Source organism: Jiella marina (genome assembly GCF_024359545.1).
Classification (GTDB): Bacteria; Pseudomonadota; Alphaproteobacteria; order Rhizobiales; family Rhizobiaceae; genus Jiella.
This window is the reverse complement of sequence record NZ_JAKQZG010000009.1, coordinates 178,468-197,290: the sequence shown is the minus strand read 5'-3', so window position 1 is coordinate 197,290 and position 18,823 is coordinate 178,468. Positions and strand designations below refer to the sequence as shown.

Genomic DNA, 18,823 nt, shown 5'->3' with positions numbered 1-18,823 from the left:
ACACCCATGTTTGTCGTGGTTGAACTACACCTAAATCACAAAAAGCTGAGGATCGCTTCGTTCCGGTCTTGTTCCGCTTTGACGGGTTGGCTACACGATCCCTATGGGCAAGGACGCGGAACCGCCTCAAGACGGCGGCGGCATCGAACCGATCGATCTCAAGGCGGCGCTCGAGGAGCGCTACCTCGCCTATGCCTTGTCCACGATCATGGGCCGCGCGCTGCCCGACGTGCGCGACGGGCTGAAGCCGGTTCACCGGCGCATCGTCCATGCCATGCGCATCCTCCGCCTCGATCCCGGCGACGCCTACAAGAAATGCGCCCGCATCGTCGGCGACGTGATGGGCAAGTTCCATCCCCATGGCGATGCGGCGATCTACGACGCGCTGGTGCGTCTCGCCCAGGATTTCTCGGTCCGCTATCCGCTGATCGACGGGCAGGGCAATTTCGGCAATGTCGATGGCGATAGCGCCGCGGCCATGCGCTACACCGAAGCACGGATGACCGACGTCGCCACGCTGCTTCTGCGCGGCATCGACGAGGACGCGGTCGATTTCCGCCCGACCTACAACGAGGAAGACAAGGAACCGGTCGTCCTGCCCGGCGCCTTCCCGAACCTGCTCGCCAACGGTTCGTCCGGCATCGCCGTCGGCATGGCGACCTCGATCCCGCCACACAACGCCGCCGAACTGTGCGACGCGGCCCTGAAGCTGATTGAGAACCCGGACGCCACCACCGACCAGCTCCTGCGCTTTGTGCAGGGCCCCGATTTTCCGACCGGTGGCGTGATCGTCGACAGCCAGGCTCAGATCCGCGAGGCCTACGAGACCGGACGCGGTGGGTTCCGGGTCCGGGCGCGCTGGGAGAAGGAGGATGTCGGTCGCGGAAATTACGTGATCGTGGTCACGCAGATTCCCTATCAGGTGCAGAAATCGCGGATGATCGAGAAGATCGCCGAACTCCTGCAGGCCCGCAAGCTGCCGCTTCTGGCCGACATTCGCGACGAATCCGCCGAGGACGTCCGCATCGTTCTGGAGCCGAAGAGTCGCACGGTCGATCCCGAACTCCTGATGGAATCGCTTTTCCGCACCACGGATTTCGAGACCCGCATTCCGCTCAACATGAACGTCCTGTCCGGCGGCAAGGTGCCCAAGGTCCTGTCGCTCAAGGAAGTGCTGTCGGAGTGGCTGGCCCACCAGCGCGAGGTTCTGCAGCGGCGCACGCGCTTCCGGCTCGGCCAGATCGAGCGTCGGTTGGAGATCGTTTCCGGCTACCTCATCGTCTTCCTGAATGTCGACGAGGTGATCCGGATCATCCGCGAGGAAGACGAGCCGAAGAAGGAACTGATCCGGACCTTCGAGCTCACCGACAATCAGGCCGAGGCGATCCTCAACATGCGGCTGCGCTCGCTGCGCAAGCTCGAGGAATTCGAGCTGAAGCGCGAGTTCGACGCGCTGACCGCCGAGAAGGCCGAGAAGGAGGCGCTGCTCGCCTCCGGCGAGAAGCAGTGGGCGGCGGTCGCCGACGAAGTGCGCGAAGTTCGCGAGACCTTCTCCAAGAAGACCAAGCTCGGAAGAAGGCGCACGCTCTTTGCGGACGCGCCGAGCCGGGCTCTGGACGACATTGCCGTCGCGCTCATCGAGAAGGAGCCTGTGACCGTCGTCCTTTCGCAGAAGGGCTTCCTGCGCGGCATGAAGGGCCATTTGTCGGATCCGAAGGCGCTGAGCTTCCGTGAGGGCGACGGGCTGAAACTTGCCTTTCATGCGATGACGACGGACAAGCTGATCTTCCTCTCGACCGGCGGCCGGGCCTTCACGCTCAATGCCGACAAGCTGCCCGGTGGGCGCGGGCAGGGCGAGCCGATCCGTCTGGCGATCGAGATGGAGGACGAGCACGACATCGCCGACGCCTTCGTCGCCGAGCCGGAGCGCCAGCGCCTGATGGTCGCGTCCGACGGCACCGGCTTCGTCGCCGGCGAGGGCGACATGCTGTCAGGCACCCGCAAGGGCAAGCAGGTCGTCAATATCGCGGCGAAAAATCGTCTGCGCTTTGCTGTGCCGATCGCGGGCGGCGACATGGTCGCGATCGTCGGCGAGAACCGCAAGCTTCTCGTCTTCCCACTCGCGCAAGTGCCGCAAATGGCCCGCGGCAAGGGCGTGCGCCTGCAGCGCTACAAGGATGGCGGCGTTTCCGACGCCAAGGTCTTCAAACTGACCGAGGGGCTCACCTGGACCGACTCCGCCGGCCGCGCCTTCCTGCGCTCGGAAGCCGAGCTCCTGGAATGGCGCGGCGACCGCGCCCAGGCCGGCCGCCTGGTTCCGAAGGGTTTTCCGAAGAACAACAAGTTCGTGGGCTGACAAAGTCCGGAAAGCGCCTGTCAGGGCGAAAGGGCAAGATGCTGCCTGATCGCGGCTTCTACCGCTCTCATATCTTCGCTCGACAAGACTCCCAATCGATCCCCGAGCCGCGATTTGTCAGCAGCCATGATCTGGTCGGCCATGGCTTTGCTCGTTCCTTTCCCCACAGAAACCAAAGCCTCACCGGGATAGACCCGCTGAACAGCGCTCGTCAGCGGAACGACAACGAGGCGCCTCAGATGGCGGTTGGCGGCGTCGTTGCTAACGATGACGGCTGGCCGCCGCTTGCGGATCTCGCTGCCGACAGAAGGATCGAATTCAACCCACCAGACTTCACCGCGCTTCATTCGCGAGGTCCGCGGAAAGGCCTTCGCACCACTCCTGGGCCTCTGCCTCTCGATCGTCGTCCGCTGCCATCGCACGGTAGCCATCGTCGAGCGTTCTATCGAGCACCAGCGGACGCAGGAGGTTTTCGATGACGAGATTCAGGTCGCGTTGACCGGCTGTCCGCAGGAGTCCCTCATAGATCTCCGCATCGATGGTAATCGTCATCTTGCGTCGCATGGGGCTGCTCCAACAATTGCAAGAAATCGGTTCTCGCAATTCTACAGCATCGGCCCGAGGATCGAAATCGTTTCTCGGGAATGCCCGAGGCGGAGCCCAGATATCGCGAGTTTGGGCAGCTGGTCCGGAACAGGACCGTATGGCTCTTGCTGGATCCGGACAGGGCTACGACCGAGCCCGACCGGCCCGCCTCGCCCGGAGTTCGGCGAGGGAGTGCGCCACCAGGGTCAGGATGATCAGCGCCCCGCCGACGAGGGACAGGGTCGAGGGCTCTTCGGCGAAGATCATCCACATCCAGACGGGTGCCAGAACCGTTTCCAGGAGAAATCCCATCGCCACCACGGGCGAGGGAACGAAGATCGGGGCGGCGGCAAGGCAGGTCAGCGCCAGTGGCACGACGAGCGCGCCGTTCAGCGCGAGCCAGCCGATGTGCTCCGATTCCAAACCATTCGAGGCCACGAAAGGCAGGACGATCAGCGCCGGCACGGCCGCTGCCAGCGCTGGGGCGTAGCGCATGTCCTGGCGGCTTCGCCGCGCCAGCGTCAGCGCCAGGGCCATGGAGAAGGCGGTGCAGAGTGCGGCGATGTCGCCGAGCCATCCCCCCGTTTCGAGCCCGGCCCCGATGATCAGGAGTACGCCCAGGAGTGTCAACGGAATGGCGAGGAGGGTGGCCCTGGAGGGCCTTTCTCCCGCGATACCCCAGGAGAGAAGGGCTGCGAACATCGGATTGAGGGCGAGAATGAACACGACATTCGCGGCCTTGGTGTTGAAGACAGCGATGAGGAACGTGGTGGCGCCGACGGCATAGACCGCCGTCACCAGAAGCCCGGCGCGGCCGGCGATCAGCCGGCGGCCGCTCGAATGGCCGGTGCGGCGCGCGAGCGTCCAGAGCAGAAACGCGGCGCAGCAGGTGAGCAGCCCGCGCACGCAGATGACGGTGTAGAAGCCGCTTTCCGACAGGCGAATGAGCGGAATGTCGACCGAGAGGATCAGCCCGCCGAAGCCGATCAAGGAGAGGCCGCTGGCATAGCGCGCGGCTTCGTTCGCCGGCATGAGAGATTCGGAGGATGGGATGGACATCGCCGGCTGGTAGCCGGTTTCAGGGGGCTATTCCAGAGGGAACATCGAAGTCCGCAGGGAGGGCCGGAGTGCGCTTGCCGGTCGGGAGATTGGCGGCCTGCTCTCCGCTCAGCCCTCGTAGCGTTCCCAGCCACGGGCCGTCAGATGTTCCTGGGGCTGGAAACGGATCTTGTACTGCATCTTCCGCGATCCCTTCACCCAGTAGCCGAGATAGAGATAGGGCAGGCCGAGCTTGCGGGTGCGCTCGATGTGATCGAGGATCATCAGCGACCCGAGGCTGCGATCGTCCTCTTCCGGATCGAAGAAGGAATAGACCATCGACATGCCGTCGCCCATGACGTCGGAGAGGGCGACCGCGACGAGATCGCCGTCGGAATGGCTGGTGAAGGACGAATCCGGGCCGCGCCGGCGGTATTCGATGACCCGCGTATCCACCTGACTGTCTTCGAGCATCATCGCGTAGTCGAGAATGCTCATTTCCGCCATGCCGCCATTGGCGTGGCGGTCCTCGATATAGCGGCGAAACAGCGCGTATTGTTCTTCCGACGGGTTGGGCGCCGACATGCGACCAACGAGGTCGGAATTGCGGGACAGGATCCGGCGCATGGATTTGCCCGGGGCGAACTCGTCCACGAGGATGCGCACCGAGATGCAGGCCCGGCAGCGCTCGCAGGCCGGCCGGTAGGCGATGTTCTGGCTCCGGCGGAATCCACCCTGGCTCAGAAGGTCGAGGAGCGCCGGCGCGCGTTCGCCGATCAGATGCGTGAAGACCTTCCGTTCCGATTGACCCTCGAGATAAGGGCAGGGCGAGGGCGAGGTCAGGAAGAACTGCGGCGTCTGCGGGTGATGGACGGTCACGTGCGATCCTGAATATTCAAAACGCGTAGTAGATCGGCGCAATGAGAGAGAATGTTAACCACACGATGATCACGAGGGGAACACCGGCTTTTACGAAGTCCATGAAACGGTAGCGGCCGGGCCCCATGACCAACAGGTTGGTCTGGTAACCGATCGGGCTGGCAAAGGATGCGTTTGCCGCGAAAATGACGCAGGCAAGCCATGGTTCCGGCGTCGAGCCGAGGTTTGCGGCGATGTCGAGCGCGATTGGCGTGAACAGAACCGCGGTGGCATTGTTGGACAAAAGATTCGTAAAGACCGCGACAACGAGGAAGAGTCCGGACAGGATGATCACCGGGGCTGCACCCGCAAGCGCCTGAACCACGCCGTCGGCGATCAAATTGGCGCCGCCGGTTCGCTCGAGCGCGGTCGCAGCCGCGATCGAGGCGCCGACGAGCATGAAGATTGACCGGTCGATCGAGCGCGCCGCTTCGCCGATCGTCAGGCAGCCGGTCATCACCATGGCAATGGCGCCGGAGACGGCCAGCACTTCGATCGGCAGGAGGCCCGCGGCTGACAGGGCAACGATCGTGAGAAAGATCGCCGTGGCGAGCAGCGCCTTGGCCGATTGTGGGACCGGCTGGGCGGAATATTCCAGGAGCAGGAGGTCGTGGTTGCCCCGCAGCGCCGAGATGTTCTGTTCGCGCCCGCAGAGAAGCAGCGTATCGCCCGGTTCGAGCCGGATCTCCGAGAGGGCGGCGCGCGCCATGCGGCTCTTGCGCTGGAGGCCGAAGAGCGTGATGCCGAACTGGGTTCTCAGTCCCGAATACTGCATCGTCCGGCCGGCATAGCGAGAGCCGGGCGCGACCACCGCCTCCGCCATCACGATGTCCGGTCCGATCTTGTTCGCGCGATCCCCCTGTTCGCCGCCGGAAGGGTCGAGCGTCTTGACCTTGAGATTGCCGCGCGAGAGGGCGCGGGAAAAGGCCCGGCGGGTCGCCGTCACGATCAGCCGGTCGCCGACCGAGAGCTGAATGTCGTCGAACGGGGGCAGGATCGTCGCTTCGTTGCGGATGATCATGCGCGGCATCAGATCGCCGAGGCCCGGGAAGAGGCCGGAGCGGGCGCGAAGCCCCAGAAAGCTGTGCCCCCGGGTGATGTCGATCTCGCCGAGGAATTGTTTGCCGCCGGGATCAACGACCCGGCCTTCCTGCCCCGCGCGCGGCGTCAGCGCTCTTGGCATGACGCGAATCACATAGATCGCGCCGACCACAGCGATCACCAGCCCGGGAACGGTGATGTCGAAGAAGTCGAGCGTGATGCCGGAGCGGGCGGCGACGCCCGCAACGAGAAGGTTGGTCGAGGAGCCGATGAGCGTGGTCATGCCGCCCAGAATCGAAAGGAAGGACAGCGGCATGAAGACATGTGCCGGCGAGATGCCCCGCTGGGTAGCCAGCATGGTGAGGATCGGTATGAAGATCACCACCACCGGCGTGTTATTGAGAAAGGCCGAAAGCGTCGCGGCGCTGATGAGCACGACTGCAACGGCGCCGGCGCCGGCATTGCCGCCGATCCGCGTAAGCCAGGCGGTCGGGCGGGCCATCGCATCCGTCGCGAACAGTCCCTGTCCGACGATCAGCAGGCACAGGACGGTGATCAGCGCCGGGTTGGCGAAGCCCGCCAAGAGGTCCGTCGAAGTGACCCGGTCACCCGACGCATCGACATAGGGAAATACGGAAAACAGGAGCAGAAACGCGCTCAGCGACGCCGCTGCCACGCCTTCGATGGGCCAGCGCTCCAAGGCATAGCCCACGATGCTCACCAGGATGAGAGCGTAGGTGAGCCAGATATGCAGCAAATCCATGAAAAATCGCGAGCCGTTGTCCCCGCGACTTTATCCCCGGCATGACCTCTCGTGGCAACCCGCCCGTGTCATTCTCCGCCGTGCCATGGCTTGCCGGCCACGCCCGGTGGCCGGCGAGGCCCGCGTCTTACAGGCCCTCGCGATCGCGGACGATCACCGTGCCGAGCAGCAGATCATGAAGAAGCTGCTTGCGCGGCGTGAACAGTCCGATCAAGAGGATGAAGGGCGTCAGGACGGCATTGGCCGCCCAGAAGAGGACGCCGTGCAGCACGGCGAGCGGTGGGTCGACGCGGCCGCCATCGAGCCGGGCGACGCGAATGCCTGCCATTCGCATTCCGGGCGTCGCCTGCTTTTCGCCACCCATGGTGAAGGCGAGGTAAAGAATCGCGATCAGCGGCAGAAGAAAGGCGTAGAGGCCCCAGGCGAGGCCGAGGGAAAGGATGCCCAGCACAAAGATGATGATCGCCGCCGGCACGGACAGAAGCAGCACCATCGTGTAGTCGAAGACGAAGGACAGCATCCGGCGCGTGCGCACGCCGCTGTAGGCCCGGGGCGCATCGAGAGACTGAGCATGCATCTCGCGAAGAGGTGTTGCGGTATAGTCGCTCACGGCAGGGTCCTTTGCGTCCAGGAAAAAGAAGGGCCAAGAAGGACGTATGTCTTTCCTGGCGAGTTGCTTGCTGAACATCAAATGGGGATCGTAACCCCGATTTGCAATGGACCAGGAGAGGGGCCGAAGGTCGATCCGAACCCTTAGCGACCGTCCTTCAGCATTTGGGCGACATGCGGCGAGAAATAGCTGAGGATGCCCGCAGCGCCGGCGCGCTTGTAGGCCGAGAGGGTCTCGACAATCGCCTTGTCGCGCTCGAGCCAGCCATTCTGCACCGCAGCCATGATCATCGAATACTCGCCGGAGGTCTGATAGGCGAAGGTCGGCACGCCGAGTTCCCGGGCAAGCCGTGTCAACACGTCGAGATAGGGCAGGCCGGGCTTCACCATGATCATGTCGGCGCCTTCGGCGAGATCCTGGGCGGCCTCGCGAAGAGCCTCGTCGGTGTTGCCGTAGTCCATCTGATATGTGCGCTTGTCGCCCTTCAGCATGCCGCCGGAGCCGACCGCGTCGCGGAAAGGGCCGTAGAAGGCCGAGGCGTATTTGGCGCTGTAGGCCATGATCATCGCGTCGCGGCAGTCGGCCTGGTCGAGCGCGGCGCGGATGCAGGCCACGCGCCCGTCCATCATGTCCGAGGGACCGAGAATGTCGCAGCCGGCCTTGGCCTGGACGACGGCCTGCTGACAGAGCACCGCGATCGATTCGTCGTTGAGGATGCGATCGCCCTCCATGATGCCGTCATGGCCATGGCTCGTATAGGGGTCGAGAGCCACGTCGCACAGAATGCCGACCTCCGGCACGGCATCCTTGATCGCGCGCGTCGCCCGGCAGACGAGGTTGTCTTCGTTCAGCGCCTCGCTGCCGCCCTCGTCGCGCTTGTCCGGATCGGTGTAGGGAAAGAGCGCGATCACCGGGATGCCCAGATCCCGTGCGCGCTTCGCAGCCTCGACGCAGTCTTCGACCGAGAAACGGAAGACGTCGGGCATCGAGGCGACGGGCTGGGGCTCGCCGCCGCCCTCGCGTACGAAGATCGGCCAGATCAGGTCGTTCACCCCGAGCGCTGTCTCTCGAACCAGCCGCCGGCTCCAGTCGCTCTGGCGCAGACGCCGCATGCGCAAGCCTCCCGTCGCGGCGTCGATGCGTTCGGTGATGGCGGTCGGGGATCGGGTCATGGGAAGGGCCTGTGGTCGGCTGGCGTTCTACGTGACGTGGGATGATGCAGATCCATGGAAGGACGGATGCGCACCGGTGGGTGGTCCTTGAAATGGTTTTCTGCCGACTCCGGTAGGCCTTTGGGCGTCCGGCTGCAAGATTGACGTTGCCAAGGCCAGACACCTAGGCTCCAGGCAGCTATGCTTTTGACTGTGCGCTCGACGCCGTTTCGTATTCGATACGGGAAGCGGTGCGAGTTCGGCATTTGAATGCCGCTTTCGATTCATAAGGCCAGGTGCCGACCGGGAGTTTGCCCCACGCATGACGATCGAGCTTTCCGAGAGCGAGAAGGCGGCGACCCTGAACCGCCGATTGACGGTCTGGCTGTACCGGCTGGTGGGCATCGGCCTGATCGCAGTCGGCGTCCACTACTGGATGCGTCTGATCGGTATCGACAGTTCGTCCCTCGGCCGGTTCGATCTGATGCCGATCTGGTGGCGGATCGCCGCGCCGGCGCTGGCCGTGCTTTATCCGATCGCCGGCATCGGTCTGTGGATGACGGCGGTCTGGGGCGCGGTGGTCTGGGTCATGATCGTGATCATCGAAGCGGTGATGCATCTCGGCTTTCCCGCTCTGTTCGGGCCGGAACTCCTGTGGCTCGGCATCCATCTGTGGGGTTTGTCGATGCTGGCGGTGCTCAGGATCATCGGCTGGCGCGAGCGCCGGCAGGCTCGCGGTTACTGATTGATGAAAAGTCGATTTGTTAAGCAAGAAGATTGGATCGATCGTTGTAACACCGTGTTAAGTCTGCGGTTTAAGTCGAATTTTAGATGCGGCCCGTAGATTGCGAGGCAAGATGGAATTCAAAACAAAAATCCATCGCCTCAACAGTGGAGCAATACTATGGTCGCGAATAACAAGGTTCAGCCGGTCCCCGTTCCCGAAGAGAAGGCGGAGCTGAAGACACTCTACCTGGAAACTCTTCAGCTGGTCGAGCGTCTGCATCGCCGTCTTCTGGATGTGATCAAGGACGAGTTCGACCGGTCCGGTCGCACCGACATCAATGCGGTTCAGGCGCTGCTCCTGTTCAATATCGGCGACTCGGTCCTGACCGCCGGCGAATTGCGCACCCGCGGCTTCTATCTGGGATCGAACGTATCCTACAATCTGAAGAAGCTTGTCGATCTCGGCTTCATCGACCATCAGAAATCCCGCGTCGACCGCCGTGCGGTGCGGGTCTCCCTGACCGAGGCGGGCATGGAAATCGCGCAGATCGTCGGCGAACTCTACGACCGGCACATCGGCTCGATCGACAAGGTCGGCGGGCTCGACGAGCAGGAATTCCAGAAGATGAACAAGTCGCTGCAGCGCCTCGACCGCTTCTGGAACGATCAGATCCTCTATCGGCTCTGATAAGCGAGTAATCGACGACCTCCAGCGTCGACGCACTCAGCCCCAACACCCCGCATCGTTAGTCGATGGCGGGGTGTTCGTCGTGGGAGGCCGCATCTCCGCGCAACGCGCCGTCGAAGCGATGTCAACGGCGTAGCTCCTCGCGATGGTTTCGGCTGCGGTCATGCAGGGCGAAGGCTCCGACCACCGCAAGAGCCACCACCACCGGGATGAACAACATCAGCACGTTATAAAGGCTCATCTGTCCAACTCCTCGAGATGGGAAGCCGCGTAAAAATGTAGGATGAGGCCGACGGCAAAGCAAATCACCGCTGTTGCGGCCATGAGAAAGAAGGCATCCCTTGTCGCCTGCCGATTGTATATGGCGCTCGTGATCGGAGCGAGCGTCCCCACCAGCCAGAAACCGATCCCGACGCCGTTGAAGAATGTTGCCCGGAGTTTGATCCGCTCTCGTTCACCTTCGGTCATTCAGCTGCTGGTCTCCATCATGTCGTTTCCGGTCCGGGCGGCTGAAGGAAGATAGTGAAATCAAATCACCAGGCGCACGCCACGCCATCTTGCGGACTAGGTCGTCCAAGCTGGTCCAGTTCGCCCCGCTGCTTCACGCTTTGGCCATATTGACCGGAATAATACGCGTCAGAGGGTGGTGTCTCGGCATAGCGCCGTGGATGTGATGGTTTCGTAAGTCTTATCATGCATCCTGCGACGCCGAAGACGTCTTGCAGACCAAATGGGGGCATTCATGACGAGAGCATCGCATCGCGGCGCCGATCTGTCGACGCGTCGACGGTTTCTTCTGGGCGCGGCTGCGACGGGATTGGGATTGGCGCCTGGCGCCGCCTTCGCTCAGAACGCACTGGAAGACATCCTGCGCGCGCCCTCGCGCGGCAATTGGGATGACCAGTTCGACACCCGCGGCTCGAATGTGCGGCAGGTCGCCTCGAATACACCGATCTTCTCCCAGTACACGCAGCTTGCGACCCAGAGCGCCATCGGCGCCTATCAGGGAATCGTGCAAAGCGGCGGCTGGCCGATGGTGCCCCAGGAGCATGTCCTGAAGCTCGGCGTTCAGACGCCCGCGGTCTCCGTTCTGCGGCGCCGTCTGGCGATTGCCGGCGATCTGGCCACGAATGCCTCGGCGTCCCCGGCTTTCGATACCTATGTCGAGGCGGCGGTGAAGCGCTTTCAGGCACGCCATGGCCTGCCTGCCGACGGTGTCGTGTCGACCCATACCTTCAAGGCGCTCAATGTGCCGGCGCATCTGCGGCTCAACCAGCTCGTCACCAACGCCCAGCGGCTGGACGAGATGGTCGGGCAGGATCTCGGCCAACGCTTCGTGATGGTCAACATTCCGGCCGCGGCGATCGAAGCGGTGGAAAACGGTCAGGTCGTCCAGCGGCACACCGCCATCGTCGGCAAGGTCGACCGGCAGACGCCGATCCTGTCCTCCCGGATCACCAATCTGAATCTGAACCCTTATTGGCACGCGCCGGCGTCGATCGTGAGGAAGGACATCATTCCGCTGATGCAGAAGGATCCGACCTATCTGCAGCGCAATGACATCCACATCTTCGACGGCAATGGCGACGAGATCCCGCCACAGGCGATCGACTGGAACACCGACGAAGCGGTGAAGTACCTCTTCCGTCAGGAGCCGGGCAAAAACAACGCCATGGCTTCGGTGAAGATCAACTTCCCGAACCCCCATGCGGTGTACATGCACGACACGCCGCAGCAGGGGCTCTTCTCCGAACTGATGCGCTTCGAATCCTCGGGCTGCGTGCGGGTCCAGAACGTGCGCGACCTGATCGTCTGGCTCGCCCGCGACGAAATGGGCTGGGATCGCCAGGCGATCGAGCGCATCATCGCAGCGCGCCAGCGCCAGGACATCGATCTCACCAATCCGGTGCCGGTCTATTTCACCTATGTCACCGCCTGGGCGACTGACCCGACCGTGGTCCAGTTCCGCGACGACATCTATCACCGCGACGGTGCAGAGCAGCTCGCCATGAGCGAACTCACGACGACGGCCTATGCTGGAAACCAGCAGAACCCCTACGTCCAGGGCGACGACTTCTATCAGTGACGGAAAGCTCTCCGTCCGCCTCAGCGAGGTCGTTCCTTGCGTAGGGCGGGCGGTTTCGGTTTTTTGCAGGGCCATCACGCGCCACAGTCAGGGTGAAGGTCCTTCCCCTCCCAAATTGATCCCGATTTCGGTGGGCATGAGAATGCGCCCGGTCGTCTGAAGAGATTGAGGCTTCGAGCCCTGTCGACTGTGCCGATTGCGCTGTCGGCTGACGGTCTCCTCCTACACAGCTTCCCCGGTGCCTGCCACCCCGATGAAGGGTCTTTGCGATACGTCATGTCAGTGCGCGTCGGGGCTTGCAGGCTCCCGACCAGAGCTTGCTGCGCAACATAGGGCCGGGTCCCCTCACGTTGCCTGTGCCCGCCTCGCCGCGAGAAGTCCGCAATAATCAAAAGAGCAAGATCGGTGGTGCACAGACAGCAGCATCGCCGCGATGGCGCGTCAGATGAATGCGAGACGGGTCCGGGTCTTCCGCGATGTTCGTTTCGATCGAGCTGTAAACTGTCAGGCTTGGAGGTGCGCCGAGATCGTCTCGGCCTAACGAAAAACCCCGCCGAGAGCCTCGGCGGGGTTTTTGTCTTGCATCACCTGTCTGCGGCGGGACGGCCAGCGGCCATGCGCCGGGTCTTTACTCGCGGCTGCCGAAGAGCTGCAGCAGGAAGAGGAACATGTTGAGGAAGTCGAGATAGAGACGCAGCGCGCCCATCACGGCCTTGCGGCCGGCCACGGCCGAGCCGTCGCCCTCATAGTACATTTCCTTGATCTGCTGCGTGTCGTAGGCGGTCAGGCCCGCGAAGACCAGAACGCCGATCACCGAGATCGCGAACTGCAGCGCCGGCGAGGCCAGGAAGATGTTGACGATCATCGCGATGATGATGCCGACCACGCCCATGAACAGGAACGAGCCCCAGCCCGAAATGTCGCGCTTGGTGGTGTAGCCCCACAGCGACAGCGCGCCGAAGGCGGCGGCCGTGATGAAGAACACCTGGGTGATCGACTCGCCCGTGAACACGGCGAAAATCGAGGCCAGCGACACACCGACCATCGCGGCGTAGATCCAGAAGGTCGTCTGCGCAGCCGCCACGCTCATCTTGTGAACGCGGAACGAGAGGAAGAACACCATCCCGAGGGGCGCAAGCATCACCACCCATTTGAGCGGCGTATTGAAGAGCGTATTGCCAAGCTCCGTCACGCCGACGACCTGGCCGGCATCGTTCGTGACGAAGGAAAGCATATACATGACGTAGGCCGCGACGCCGGTGAGCGCCACGCCGCCTGCCATCAGATTGTAGACCTTCAGCATGTAGTTGCGAAGGCCCTGGTCGATATCAGTCCGAGCACCGGCAGCGGGTACGGACCGCACGCTGGCATTCCGATAATCAGCCATGGATTGAATTCCTTTCTGCGTGTCCCGTCCGGTGTCCTCGCGCGCCAGGGCGACTGACCGAGGAGGCGCCGCTGGCGGGACGCCCAGCAGTCCTGCCGGTAATATGCGGATTGAAGGGTTGCGGCACAAGAGTTTCCGCCCGCGCCGCGGCGTTTTTCGTCGGCTTCGGCGCTGACTTCGGCGTGATTTTCGTTAACGACTTCTTTCCGGCGACCAAGCCAGCGGCCCGGCCGCACTTCTCCCGGCGGGCAAGACGGAATCACGCGTAGCATCGCCGCGAATAAAGCCGTCCCAGCAAGGGGAGAGCGAGACGGCGCGCCTGCCTTCGAGCCCGGCCGCGTAGATCTGCCTGATCTTTCGGTTGGCGATTGTCTCGAAACATCTGGGCCAGAGGATGAGATCGGTCTCGGCGAGCGCCTTGACAGTCCTTGCGTCGGGGGGCGGGATCGTCCGGAAGGGATCGGCGCCGATCGAGACGTGTTTGGGTCCCTTCCGATCCAAGAGATAGGGAAAGGGATTGACGAAGTTGAGGTTGAGGATCGTCTCGAAGCGAGCGCCAGTCCTTTGCTCATAGGCCCGGATTGCGGAAACGCCTTCGCCGATGGCACGGAGCCAGGCGATCTGAAAGTCGGGCTCGTTATAGACGATGTAGTTCGGCAGATGCCCCTTGTCGGCGGCATGGGCATAGAATTCGGGGAAATTCACCGAGAGTTCACGGATCAGCGCCGCGCGTTCGAAACTTTCCGGATGCTGGGTCACCGCGGCGAGAGGCCCGAGTTCCGGAGCCTCCATCCGCACATAGCGGGTGTCGGCTGCAAAGCTGCGCAGGGCGCGGCCGGCGACATTGTCCACGGCCGGCAGAACCGTTGCCGCCCCCAGCACTGCGATTACGGCCTGGCGCGCGCCTCCCTGAAGATCGCGGTCGAGGAGGCAGCGAAGAACCGGCGGCCACAGGAAGATGAAGGCCTGACCGCCCCAGTTCTCGCTTTCGAAAACGATACCGACCGCGATCGAAAGCGCGATCCAGGCGGTATGGCTGTCGAAACCGGCGGCAAGGCTCGGCCAGCCTGTGCGCCGGACCAAGGCGCCGAGAGCGGCGAATATGCGATGTCGCTCGTAGACCATCAGGGCGGCAGCGAGCAACAAAGCCGGGACGATCTGGCCGAGATGGATCGACGTTCCGCGCAACAGGCTGAAGGTCAGCGAGTTGCCGTTGATGGCCACCAGCCTTGCGATGTCATGGAGATAGGCTCCGATCACGCCGCTCCAAAGCTCGAGACCCGCCAGGGGCAGCACGACGAGCACCAGAACGAGGGTCCCCATGCGCCATGAGAGCCGTCCCGACAGCAGCGCCAGCGCGATCAGGGGCAGGGCGACGAGAAAGCCGGTGATCTTGATCAGAAACAGCGCCAGCAGCGTCGCTGCCGCGCAGATGACGCGAATGGCGCGAGCCTCGGCGAAGAGCAGGGCGGCCAGAAGGACGAAGAGCAGCTGGGCGGGCTGACGATTGTAGATGCCGTATCCGTCGGCGCCGGGATAGGGATAGAACTGCTCGACATTGAAGGGCAGGACCGAAAAGAACAGGAACGGCGCCGCGAGGCCGAGCGCAGTGAGCGGGCTTCGGCGGGAGACGTCGTAGACGACCAGCGCCATCAGCGGCCCGGTGATCAGAAGCAGCATCCAGGAGGCGGCGTAGAGTCCCTGGGCGTTCGGAAAGACCTGCAGGATTGCATAGAACAGCCAGTAGCCCAACGGTCCGCCGGGCGTCATGAAGTCGACGCTCGGGATCTGCCCGTCAGCCACCCGCGCCGCGCCGTCGTAGTAGATCAGCGTGTCCCAGTAGAAGGGCCCCACCGGCACCGTGAGCGGCAGAGTGAGGAGACCGATCACGCCCAGACAGACGGCCAGGAAGAGTGCGGCAGGACCGGTGGCACGGACGGACATGATAGGCTCGAGCTCGGGGGCGGCATGGGCGACGATCGACGCGCGCCAAGCTCCACTCTCGGCCTGAAATTTCCGTTAAGTCACGGGCCTATGCCATTCCAGACGCGCCGTGTCCTCGCCACATCATCAGCCCGCTTCGTGCATCATCGTGACCTACAGGTTCCGCAGGACCGGTGCTGCCTTCTGGCCGAGAATGCGCCAGGTGCCGGCGAGGCCGAAGCCGACGGTAAGCACCAGCGAGACGATCAGCGTGGTCAGCGCCACCGTCCAGTTGAAGACGTATGGCAGCGTCATGATCCAGTCGACGACAAACCAGGAGGCGGCAGCGCCGGCGGCGATCGCGAAGACACCGGTTGCGAGCCCCAGAAGCATGTACTCGGTCGCAAAGGCCTGGATCAGGGTGATGCGCGTCGCGCCGAGCGTTTTCAACACGACCGCGTCGTGCATGCGGCCGCGATTGCCGGCGGCGAGCGCACCGGCGAGCACGAGAACGGATGCCACGAGCGCGACCGCGGCGGCCACGCGGATCGCCAGCGCGAGCTGCGCGATCAGGCCGTTGACGGCATCGAGCGCTTCCTTGACGCGGACTGTGGTGACCGCCGGAAAGCGGTTGGTGACACCGTTGACGACAGCCTTTTCCTCGGCCTCCGTGTCGGCATCCATCGAAAGGGTCGCGAGCCAGGAATGCGGCGCGCCGGCAAAGGCGTTCGGCGAGAACACCATGACAAAATTGATCGACAAACTCTCCCACTCGATCGCGCGGAAATTGGCGATACGGGCGGTAATGTTGCGCCCGAGCACGTTGACGGTGAGCGTGTCGCCGACTTCGAGGCCGAGTTCGCCGCCTTCCTCGGCGGCGAAGGAGACGAGCGGCTCGCCCTGATAGTCTTCCGGCCACCATTCACCCTCGGTGAGCGTCGCATTGTCGGGCACCACCGGCGAATAGGTAACGCCGCGATCGCCCCTAAGGACCCAGCCGCCTTCGGCCGGGATCTCCATCGTGGCGACGTCCTGATCGTTCAGATGGGTGATGCGACCGCGCAGCATGGGGGCGGCATCGAGCGTGGCGTTCGGGGCGAGCGTCGCGATCTCCTCGCGAAAGGCGTCCATCTCGCCGTTCTGGATGTCGACGAAGAAGAAATCCGGCGCGCGATTGGCCAGCCCCGAGCCGATCTCCTGTCTGAGGTCGTAGTCGATGATCGCCAGGGTCACCAACAGCGTCAGGCCGAGGCCGAGCGACAGCACCACCGAAGGGGTCAGTGCGCCGGGGCGGTGGATGTTGCCGATCGCAAGCCGGAGGGGGGTGGACCTCACGCTCGGCGCGCGTCGGGCAAGCGACTGGATGCCCATCGCGACCAGCCGCAGGATGATGAAGGACGCCGCCGTCCCGCAGAGAAAGATCAGCGCCACCGTCTTGTCGCGCGCCATGAACAGCGCCAATGCGGAGATCATCAGCGCCAGGACGATCGCCGCCCCGAGATAGGTCCAGCGCATCGGCGCGGTGCCGCCGCTGCCGGCCTCGCGGAACAGGGCGGTGGCGGGGACGTCGCGGGTGCGCCCGAGCGGGATCAGCGCAAAGGTTAACGCCGTGAGCACGCCGAAGGCCGCGGCGATCGCGAGTGCTCCGGGGTAGATCGATGCGTCGGCGGAGACCGGAATCAGGCTTTCCAGGAAGCGGGCGGTCAGGAACGGCGCGATCATGCCGAGCACGAGGCCGAGCAGGATGCCGAGCGCCGCCAGCGTCATGATCTGGATGAGATAGAGCACCACCACGAAGCGGCCCGAAGCGCCCATGCTCTTGAAGGTCGCGATCACGTGGCGTTTGGCGTCGAGATAGGCGTTGACGGCATTCGCCACGCCGACGCCGCCGACGATCAGCGCCGTAAGGCCGACGAGGGTCAGGAATTGCGAAAAGCGCTCGATATTGCGCTGGAGCGAGGGAGCCGCCTCGTTGGCGGTACGGATTCGAAAGCCCGCCGTCGGAAAGCGGTCGTTCGCCTGCTCGGCGATGACCTCGGCATCGGCGTTCGCCGGCAGTCGGACCTTGTAGTCATATTCGACGAGGCTACCGGGCTGCACGAGGCCGCTTGCCTGAAGCGCGTCGCGTGAGACCATCAGCCGCGGGGCGAACGCCATTCCTTCCGACAGGAGATCGGGTTCGCGGTCGAGAACGCCGGTCAGAGTCAGGTTTAGATCGCCGAGCCGGATCGTATCCCCGGTGGAGAGGCCGAGCCGATCGAAGAGCTCCTGCGCCGCGACGGCGCCGAACCCGCCCTCGGTCTCGGCAAGGAGTTCGCCCAGTGGACGGTCCGGCGTGGTGGCGACACTCCCATAGAGCGGATAAGTGCCGTCGATCGCCTTCACTTCGGCAAGCGACTGGTCGCTGCCGTCGGAAAGGCGCGCCATGGAGCGCAGGGTGGCTGTCTCGGAAACCTGTCCGAGGCCTTCGATATAGCTGCGCTCGTCGGGCGCGACCTCGCGCTGGACGAGGGCAAAGCGCAGATCGCCACCCAGGATCGCGCGGCCTTCCGTGCGGATGCCCTCGGCCATCATCGAGGCGACGGAGTTCACCGCCGCGATCGCGAAGACGCCAAGCGTGATGCAGGCGAGGAAGATGTAGAAGCCCGACAGCCCGCCCCGCATCTCGCGGAGCGCAAAGCGGAAGGCCAGTCTTAGCCGGTCCCGCGTGCCAAGCGACTCGTGACCTGTGCCAAGAGAGATGTCGGAAGCGTCCGCGAGCGTGGTCATCAGGCGGTCTGCTCCGAGGCCGTTTCGTGGGCCCTCGATCCGGGCCCATGGCCGTAATCGCCCGTCACCCGATCATCATGGATGTTGCCGGAGCGGACGGCGATGGTGCGCTGGCAGCGCTTCGCCAGACCTTCATCATGGGTGACGAGAACCAGGGTCATCTGCCGCCTTGCCTGCTCGGCAAAGAGCAGGTCGGCGATCTGCCGCCCGGTTTCCTGGTCGAGATTGCCGGTGGGCTCGTCGGCGATCAGGATCGCCGGCTCCGGAGCAAGTGCCCGGGCCATCGCCACGCGCTGCTGCTCGCCGCCCGACAGTTCGCCGGGGTAATGCGTGGCGCGATCCTTGAGCCCGACATTGCCGAGTTCCCGCTCGGCCCGTTCGAAGGCGTTGTCGACGCCGGCCAGCTCCAGTGGAACGGCGACGTTCTCGAGCGCCGTCATGTTGGGAATCAGGTGAAAGGACTGGAAGACGATGCCGACATTCTGGCCGCGAAAGGCGGCGAGCGAGTCCTCGCTCATGCCCTTGAGCGATGTTCCCGCGATCTCGATCAGACCCTCATCGGCGCGTTCGAGCCCGGCGAGCACCATCAGGAGTGTCGACTTGCCGGAGCCCGACGGGCCGACGATGCCGACCGATTCTCCGCGATCCACTTCGAGGTCCACGCCTTTCAGGACATGCACCTCGCTGCGGCCGGTGCCGAGCGTCAGATGAACATTTCGTAATCGGATCGCCGTTTCCGCCAAGATCGTCGCATCCTATGTCAGTCGTCGTCAGGTCGGCGG

16 protein-coding genes are annotated in these 18,823 nt (G+C 63.8%); 4 read left to right on the top strand and 12 right to left on the bottom strand.

The window, feature by feature from the left end; translation table 11 throughout:
• The first annotated feature begins 103 nt into the window (after window positions 1–103).
• The gene (parC, locus tag MF134_RS16255; RefSeq protein WP_255340510.1) at window positions 104–2,356 is read left to right on the top strand and encodes a DNA topoisomerase IV subunit A; all 2,253 of its coding nucleotides are present in this window, start codon (window positions 104–106) and stop codon (window positions 2,354–2,356) included.
• Window positions 2,357–2,376: 20 nt separating this feature from the next.
• Here parC and MF134_RS16250 read toward each other — a convergent pair whose 3' ends face one another.
• The 7 genes from MF134_RS16250 to hemB form a co-directional block, all read right to left on the bottom strand.
• Complete coding sequence (locus tag MF134_RS16250) at window positions 2,377–2,703, bottom strand: type II toxin-antitoxin system PemK/MazF family toxin (protein ID WP_255340509.1); 327 nt, start codon at window positions 2,701–2,703, stop codon at window positions 2,377–2,379.
• Window positions 2,690–2,920, bottom strand: coding sequence for a hypothetical protein (locus MF134_RS16245; RefSeq protein ID WP_255340508.1), 231 nt, complete (start codon window positions 2,918–2,920; stop codon window positions 2,690–2,692). The genes MF134_RS16250 and MF134_RS16245 overlap by 14 nt, the downstream gene beginning before the upstream one ends.
• Before the next feature lie 165 nt (window positions 2,921–3,085).
• Window positions 3,086–3,973 (bottom strand): DMT family transporter, encoded by an 888-nt coding sequence (locus MF134_RS16240; RefSeq protein WP_255340507.1) that lies wholly within the window; start codon window positions 3,971–3,973, stop codon window positions 3,086–3,088.
• Window positions 3,974–4,108: 135 nt separating this feature from the next.
• Window positions 4,109–4,858: an arginyltransferase gene (locus MF134_RS16235; RefSeq protein ID WP_255340506.1), complete on the bottom strand. Its 750-nt coding sequence runs from the start codon at window positions 4,856–4,858 to the stop codon at window positions 4,109–4,111.
• Window positions 4,859–4,874: 16 nt separating this feature from the next.
• Entirely contained in the window at window positions 4,875–6,701 is a 1,827-nt protein-coding gene (locus MF134_RS16230; RefSeq protein WP_255340505.1) for an SLC13 family permease, read from the bottom strand.
• A 127-nt stretch (window positions 6,702–6,828) separates the two neighbouring features.
• Window positions 6,829–7,278, bottom strand: coding sequence for an RDD family protein (locus tag MF134_RS16225; RefSeq protein WP_255340549.1), 450 nt, complete (start codon window positions 7,276–7,278; stop codon window positions 6,829–6,831).
• A gap of 176 nt (window positions 7,279–7,454) precedes the next feature.
• Window positions 7,455–8,483, bottom strand: coding sequence for a porphobilinogen synthase (gene hemB, locus MF134_RS16220; protein ID WP_255340504.1), 1,029 nt, complete (start codon window positions 8,481–8,483; stop codon window positions 7,455–7,457).
• A 301-nt stretch (window positions 8,484–8,784) separates the two neighbouring features.
• On the opposite strand from hemB, the gene MF134_RS16215 reads away from it, so the two are divergent.
• Both MF134_RS16215 and ldtR read left to right on the top strand, forming a co-directional pair.
• Entirely contained in the window at window positions 8,785–9,207 is a 423-nt protein-coding gene (locus MF134_RS16215; RefSeq protein ID WP_255340503.1) for a DUF6163 family protein, read from the top strand.
• Between the two features lie 159 nt (window positions 9,208–9,366).
• A complete protein-coding gene (ldtR, locus tag MF134_RS16210) occupies window positions 9,367–9,876 on the top strand; it encodes a transcriptional regulator LdtR (protein WP_255340502.1) in 510 nt (169 codons plus the stop codon).
• Window positions 9,877–10,113: 237 nt separating this feature from the next.
• Here ldtR and MF134_RS16205 read toward each other — a convergent pair whose 3' ends face one another.
• Window positions 10,114–10,344, bottom strand: coding sequence for a hypothetical protein (locus tag MF134_RS16205; RefSeq protein WP_255340501.1), 231 nt, complete (start codon window positions 10,342–10,344; stop codon window positions 10,114–10,116).
• Between the two features lie 274 nt (window positions 10,345–10,618).
• On the opposite strand from MF134_RS16205, the gene MF134_RS16200 reads away from it, so the two are divergent.
• On the top strand, window positions 10,619–11,962 hold the full coding sequence (locus MF134_RS16200; RefSeq protein WP_255340500.1) for a L,D-transpeptidase family protein: 1,344 nt from the start codon (window positions 10,619–10,621) through the stop codon (window positions 11,960–11,962).
• Window positions 11,963–12,590: 628 nt separating this feature from the next.
• Here MF134_RS16200 and MF134_RS16195 read toward each other — a convergent pair.
• The 4 genes from MF134_RS16195 to MF134_RS16180 all read right to left on the bottom strand — a co-directional run bounded on the left by MF134_RS16195 (window position 12,591) and on the right by MF134_RS16180 (window position 18,784).
• Window positions 12,591–13,349, bottom strand: coding sequence for a Bax inhibitor-1/YccA family protein (locus tag MF134_RS16195; protein ID WP_255340499.1), 759 nt, complete (start codon window positions 13,347–13,349; stop codon window positions 12,591–12,593).
• A gap of 192 nt (window positions 13,350–13,541) precedes the next feature.
• Complete coding sequence (locus tag MF134_RS16190) at window positions 13,542–15,293, bottom strand: hypothetical protein (RefSeq protein WP_255340498.1); 1,752 nt, start codon at window positions 15,291–15,293, stop codon at window positions 13,542–13,544.
• 153 nt (window positions 15,294–15,446) lie between these two features.
• Window positions 15,447–17,936: an ABC transporter permease gene (locus tag MF134_RS16185; protein ID WP_255340548.1), complete on the bottom strand. Its 2,490-nt coding sequence runs from the start codon at window positions 17,934–17,936 to the stop codon at window positions 15,447–15,449.
• A gap of 104 nt (window positions 17,937–18,040) precedes the next feature.
• Complete coding sequence (locus MF134_RS16180) at window positions 18,041–18,784, bottom strand: ABC transporter ATP-binding protein (protein WP_255340497.1); 744 nt, start codon at window positions 18,782–18,784, stop codon at window positions 18,041–18,043.
• Window positions 18,785–18,823 lie beyond the last annotated feature (39 nt).

Bases quoted from the DNA above. Each gene is read 5' to 3' on its own strand.
- MF134_RS16185 (WP_255340548.1), bottom strand. From the start codon at position 17,936: ATGCGGGGCGGGCTGTCGGGCTTCTACATCTTCCTCGCCTGCATCACG.
- hemB (WP_255340504.1), bottom strand. From the start codon at position 8,483: ATGACCCGATCCCCGACCGCCATCACCGAACGCATCGACGCCGCGACG.
- MF134_RS16200 (WP_255340500.1), top strand. From the start codon at position 10,619: ATGACGAGAGCATCGCATCGCGGCGCCGATCTGTCGACGCGTCGACGG.
- parC (WP_255340510.1), top strand. From the start codon at position 104: ATGGGCAAGGACGCGGAACCGCCTCAAGACGGCGGCGGCATCGAACCG.
- ldtR (WP_255340502.1), top strand. From the start codon at position 9,367: ATGGTCGCGAATAACAAGGTTCAGCCGGTCCCCGTTCCCGAAGAGAAG.
- MF134_RS16195 (WP_255340499.1), bottom strand. From the start codon at position 13,349: ATGGCTGATTATCGGAATGCCAGCGTGCGGTCCGTACCCGCTGCCGGT.
- MF134_RS16215 (WP_255340503.1), top strand. From the start codon at position 8,785: ATGACGATCGAGCTTTCCGAGAGCGAGAAGGCGGCGACCCTGAACCGC.
- MF134_RS16245 (WP_255340508.1), bottom strand. From the start codon at position 2,920: ATGCGACGCAAGATGACGATTACCATCGATGCGGAGATCTATGAGGGA.
- MF134_RS16190 (WP_255340498.1), bottom strand. From the start codon at position 15,293: ATGTCCGTCCGTGCCACCGGTCCTGCCGCACTCTTCCTGGCCGTCTGT.
- MF134_RS16205 (WP_255340501.1), bottom strand. From the start codon at position 10,344: ATGACCGAAGGTGAACGAGAGCGGATCAAACTCCGGGCAACATTCTTC.
- MF134_RS16250 (WP_255340509.1), bottom strand. From the start codon at position 2,703: ATGAAGCGCGGTGAAGTCTGGTGGGTTGAATTCGATCCTTCTGTCGGC.
- MF134_RS16225 (WP_255340549.1), bottom strand. From the start codon at position 7,278: ATGCATGCTCAGTCTCTCGATGCGCCCCGGGCCTACAGCGGCGTGCGC.
- MF134_RS16240 (WP_255340507.1), bottom strand. From the start codon at position 3,973: ATGCCGGCGAACGAAGCCGCGCGCTATGCCAGCGGCCTCTCCTTGATC.
- MF134_RS16230 (WP_255340505.1), bottom strand. From the start codon at position 6,701: ATGGATTTGCTGCATATCTGGCTCACCTACGCTCTCATCCTGGTGAGC.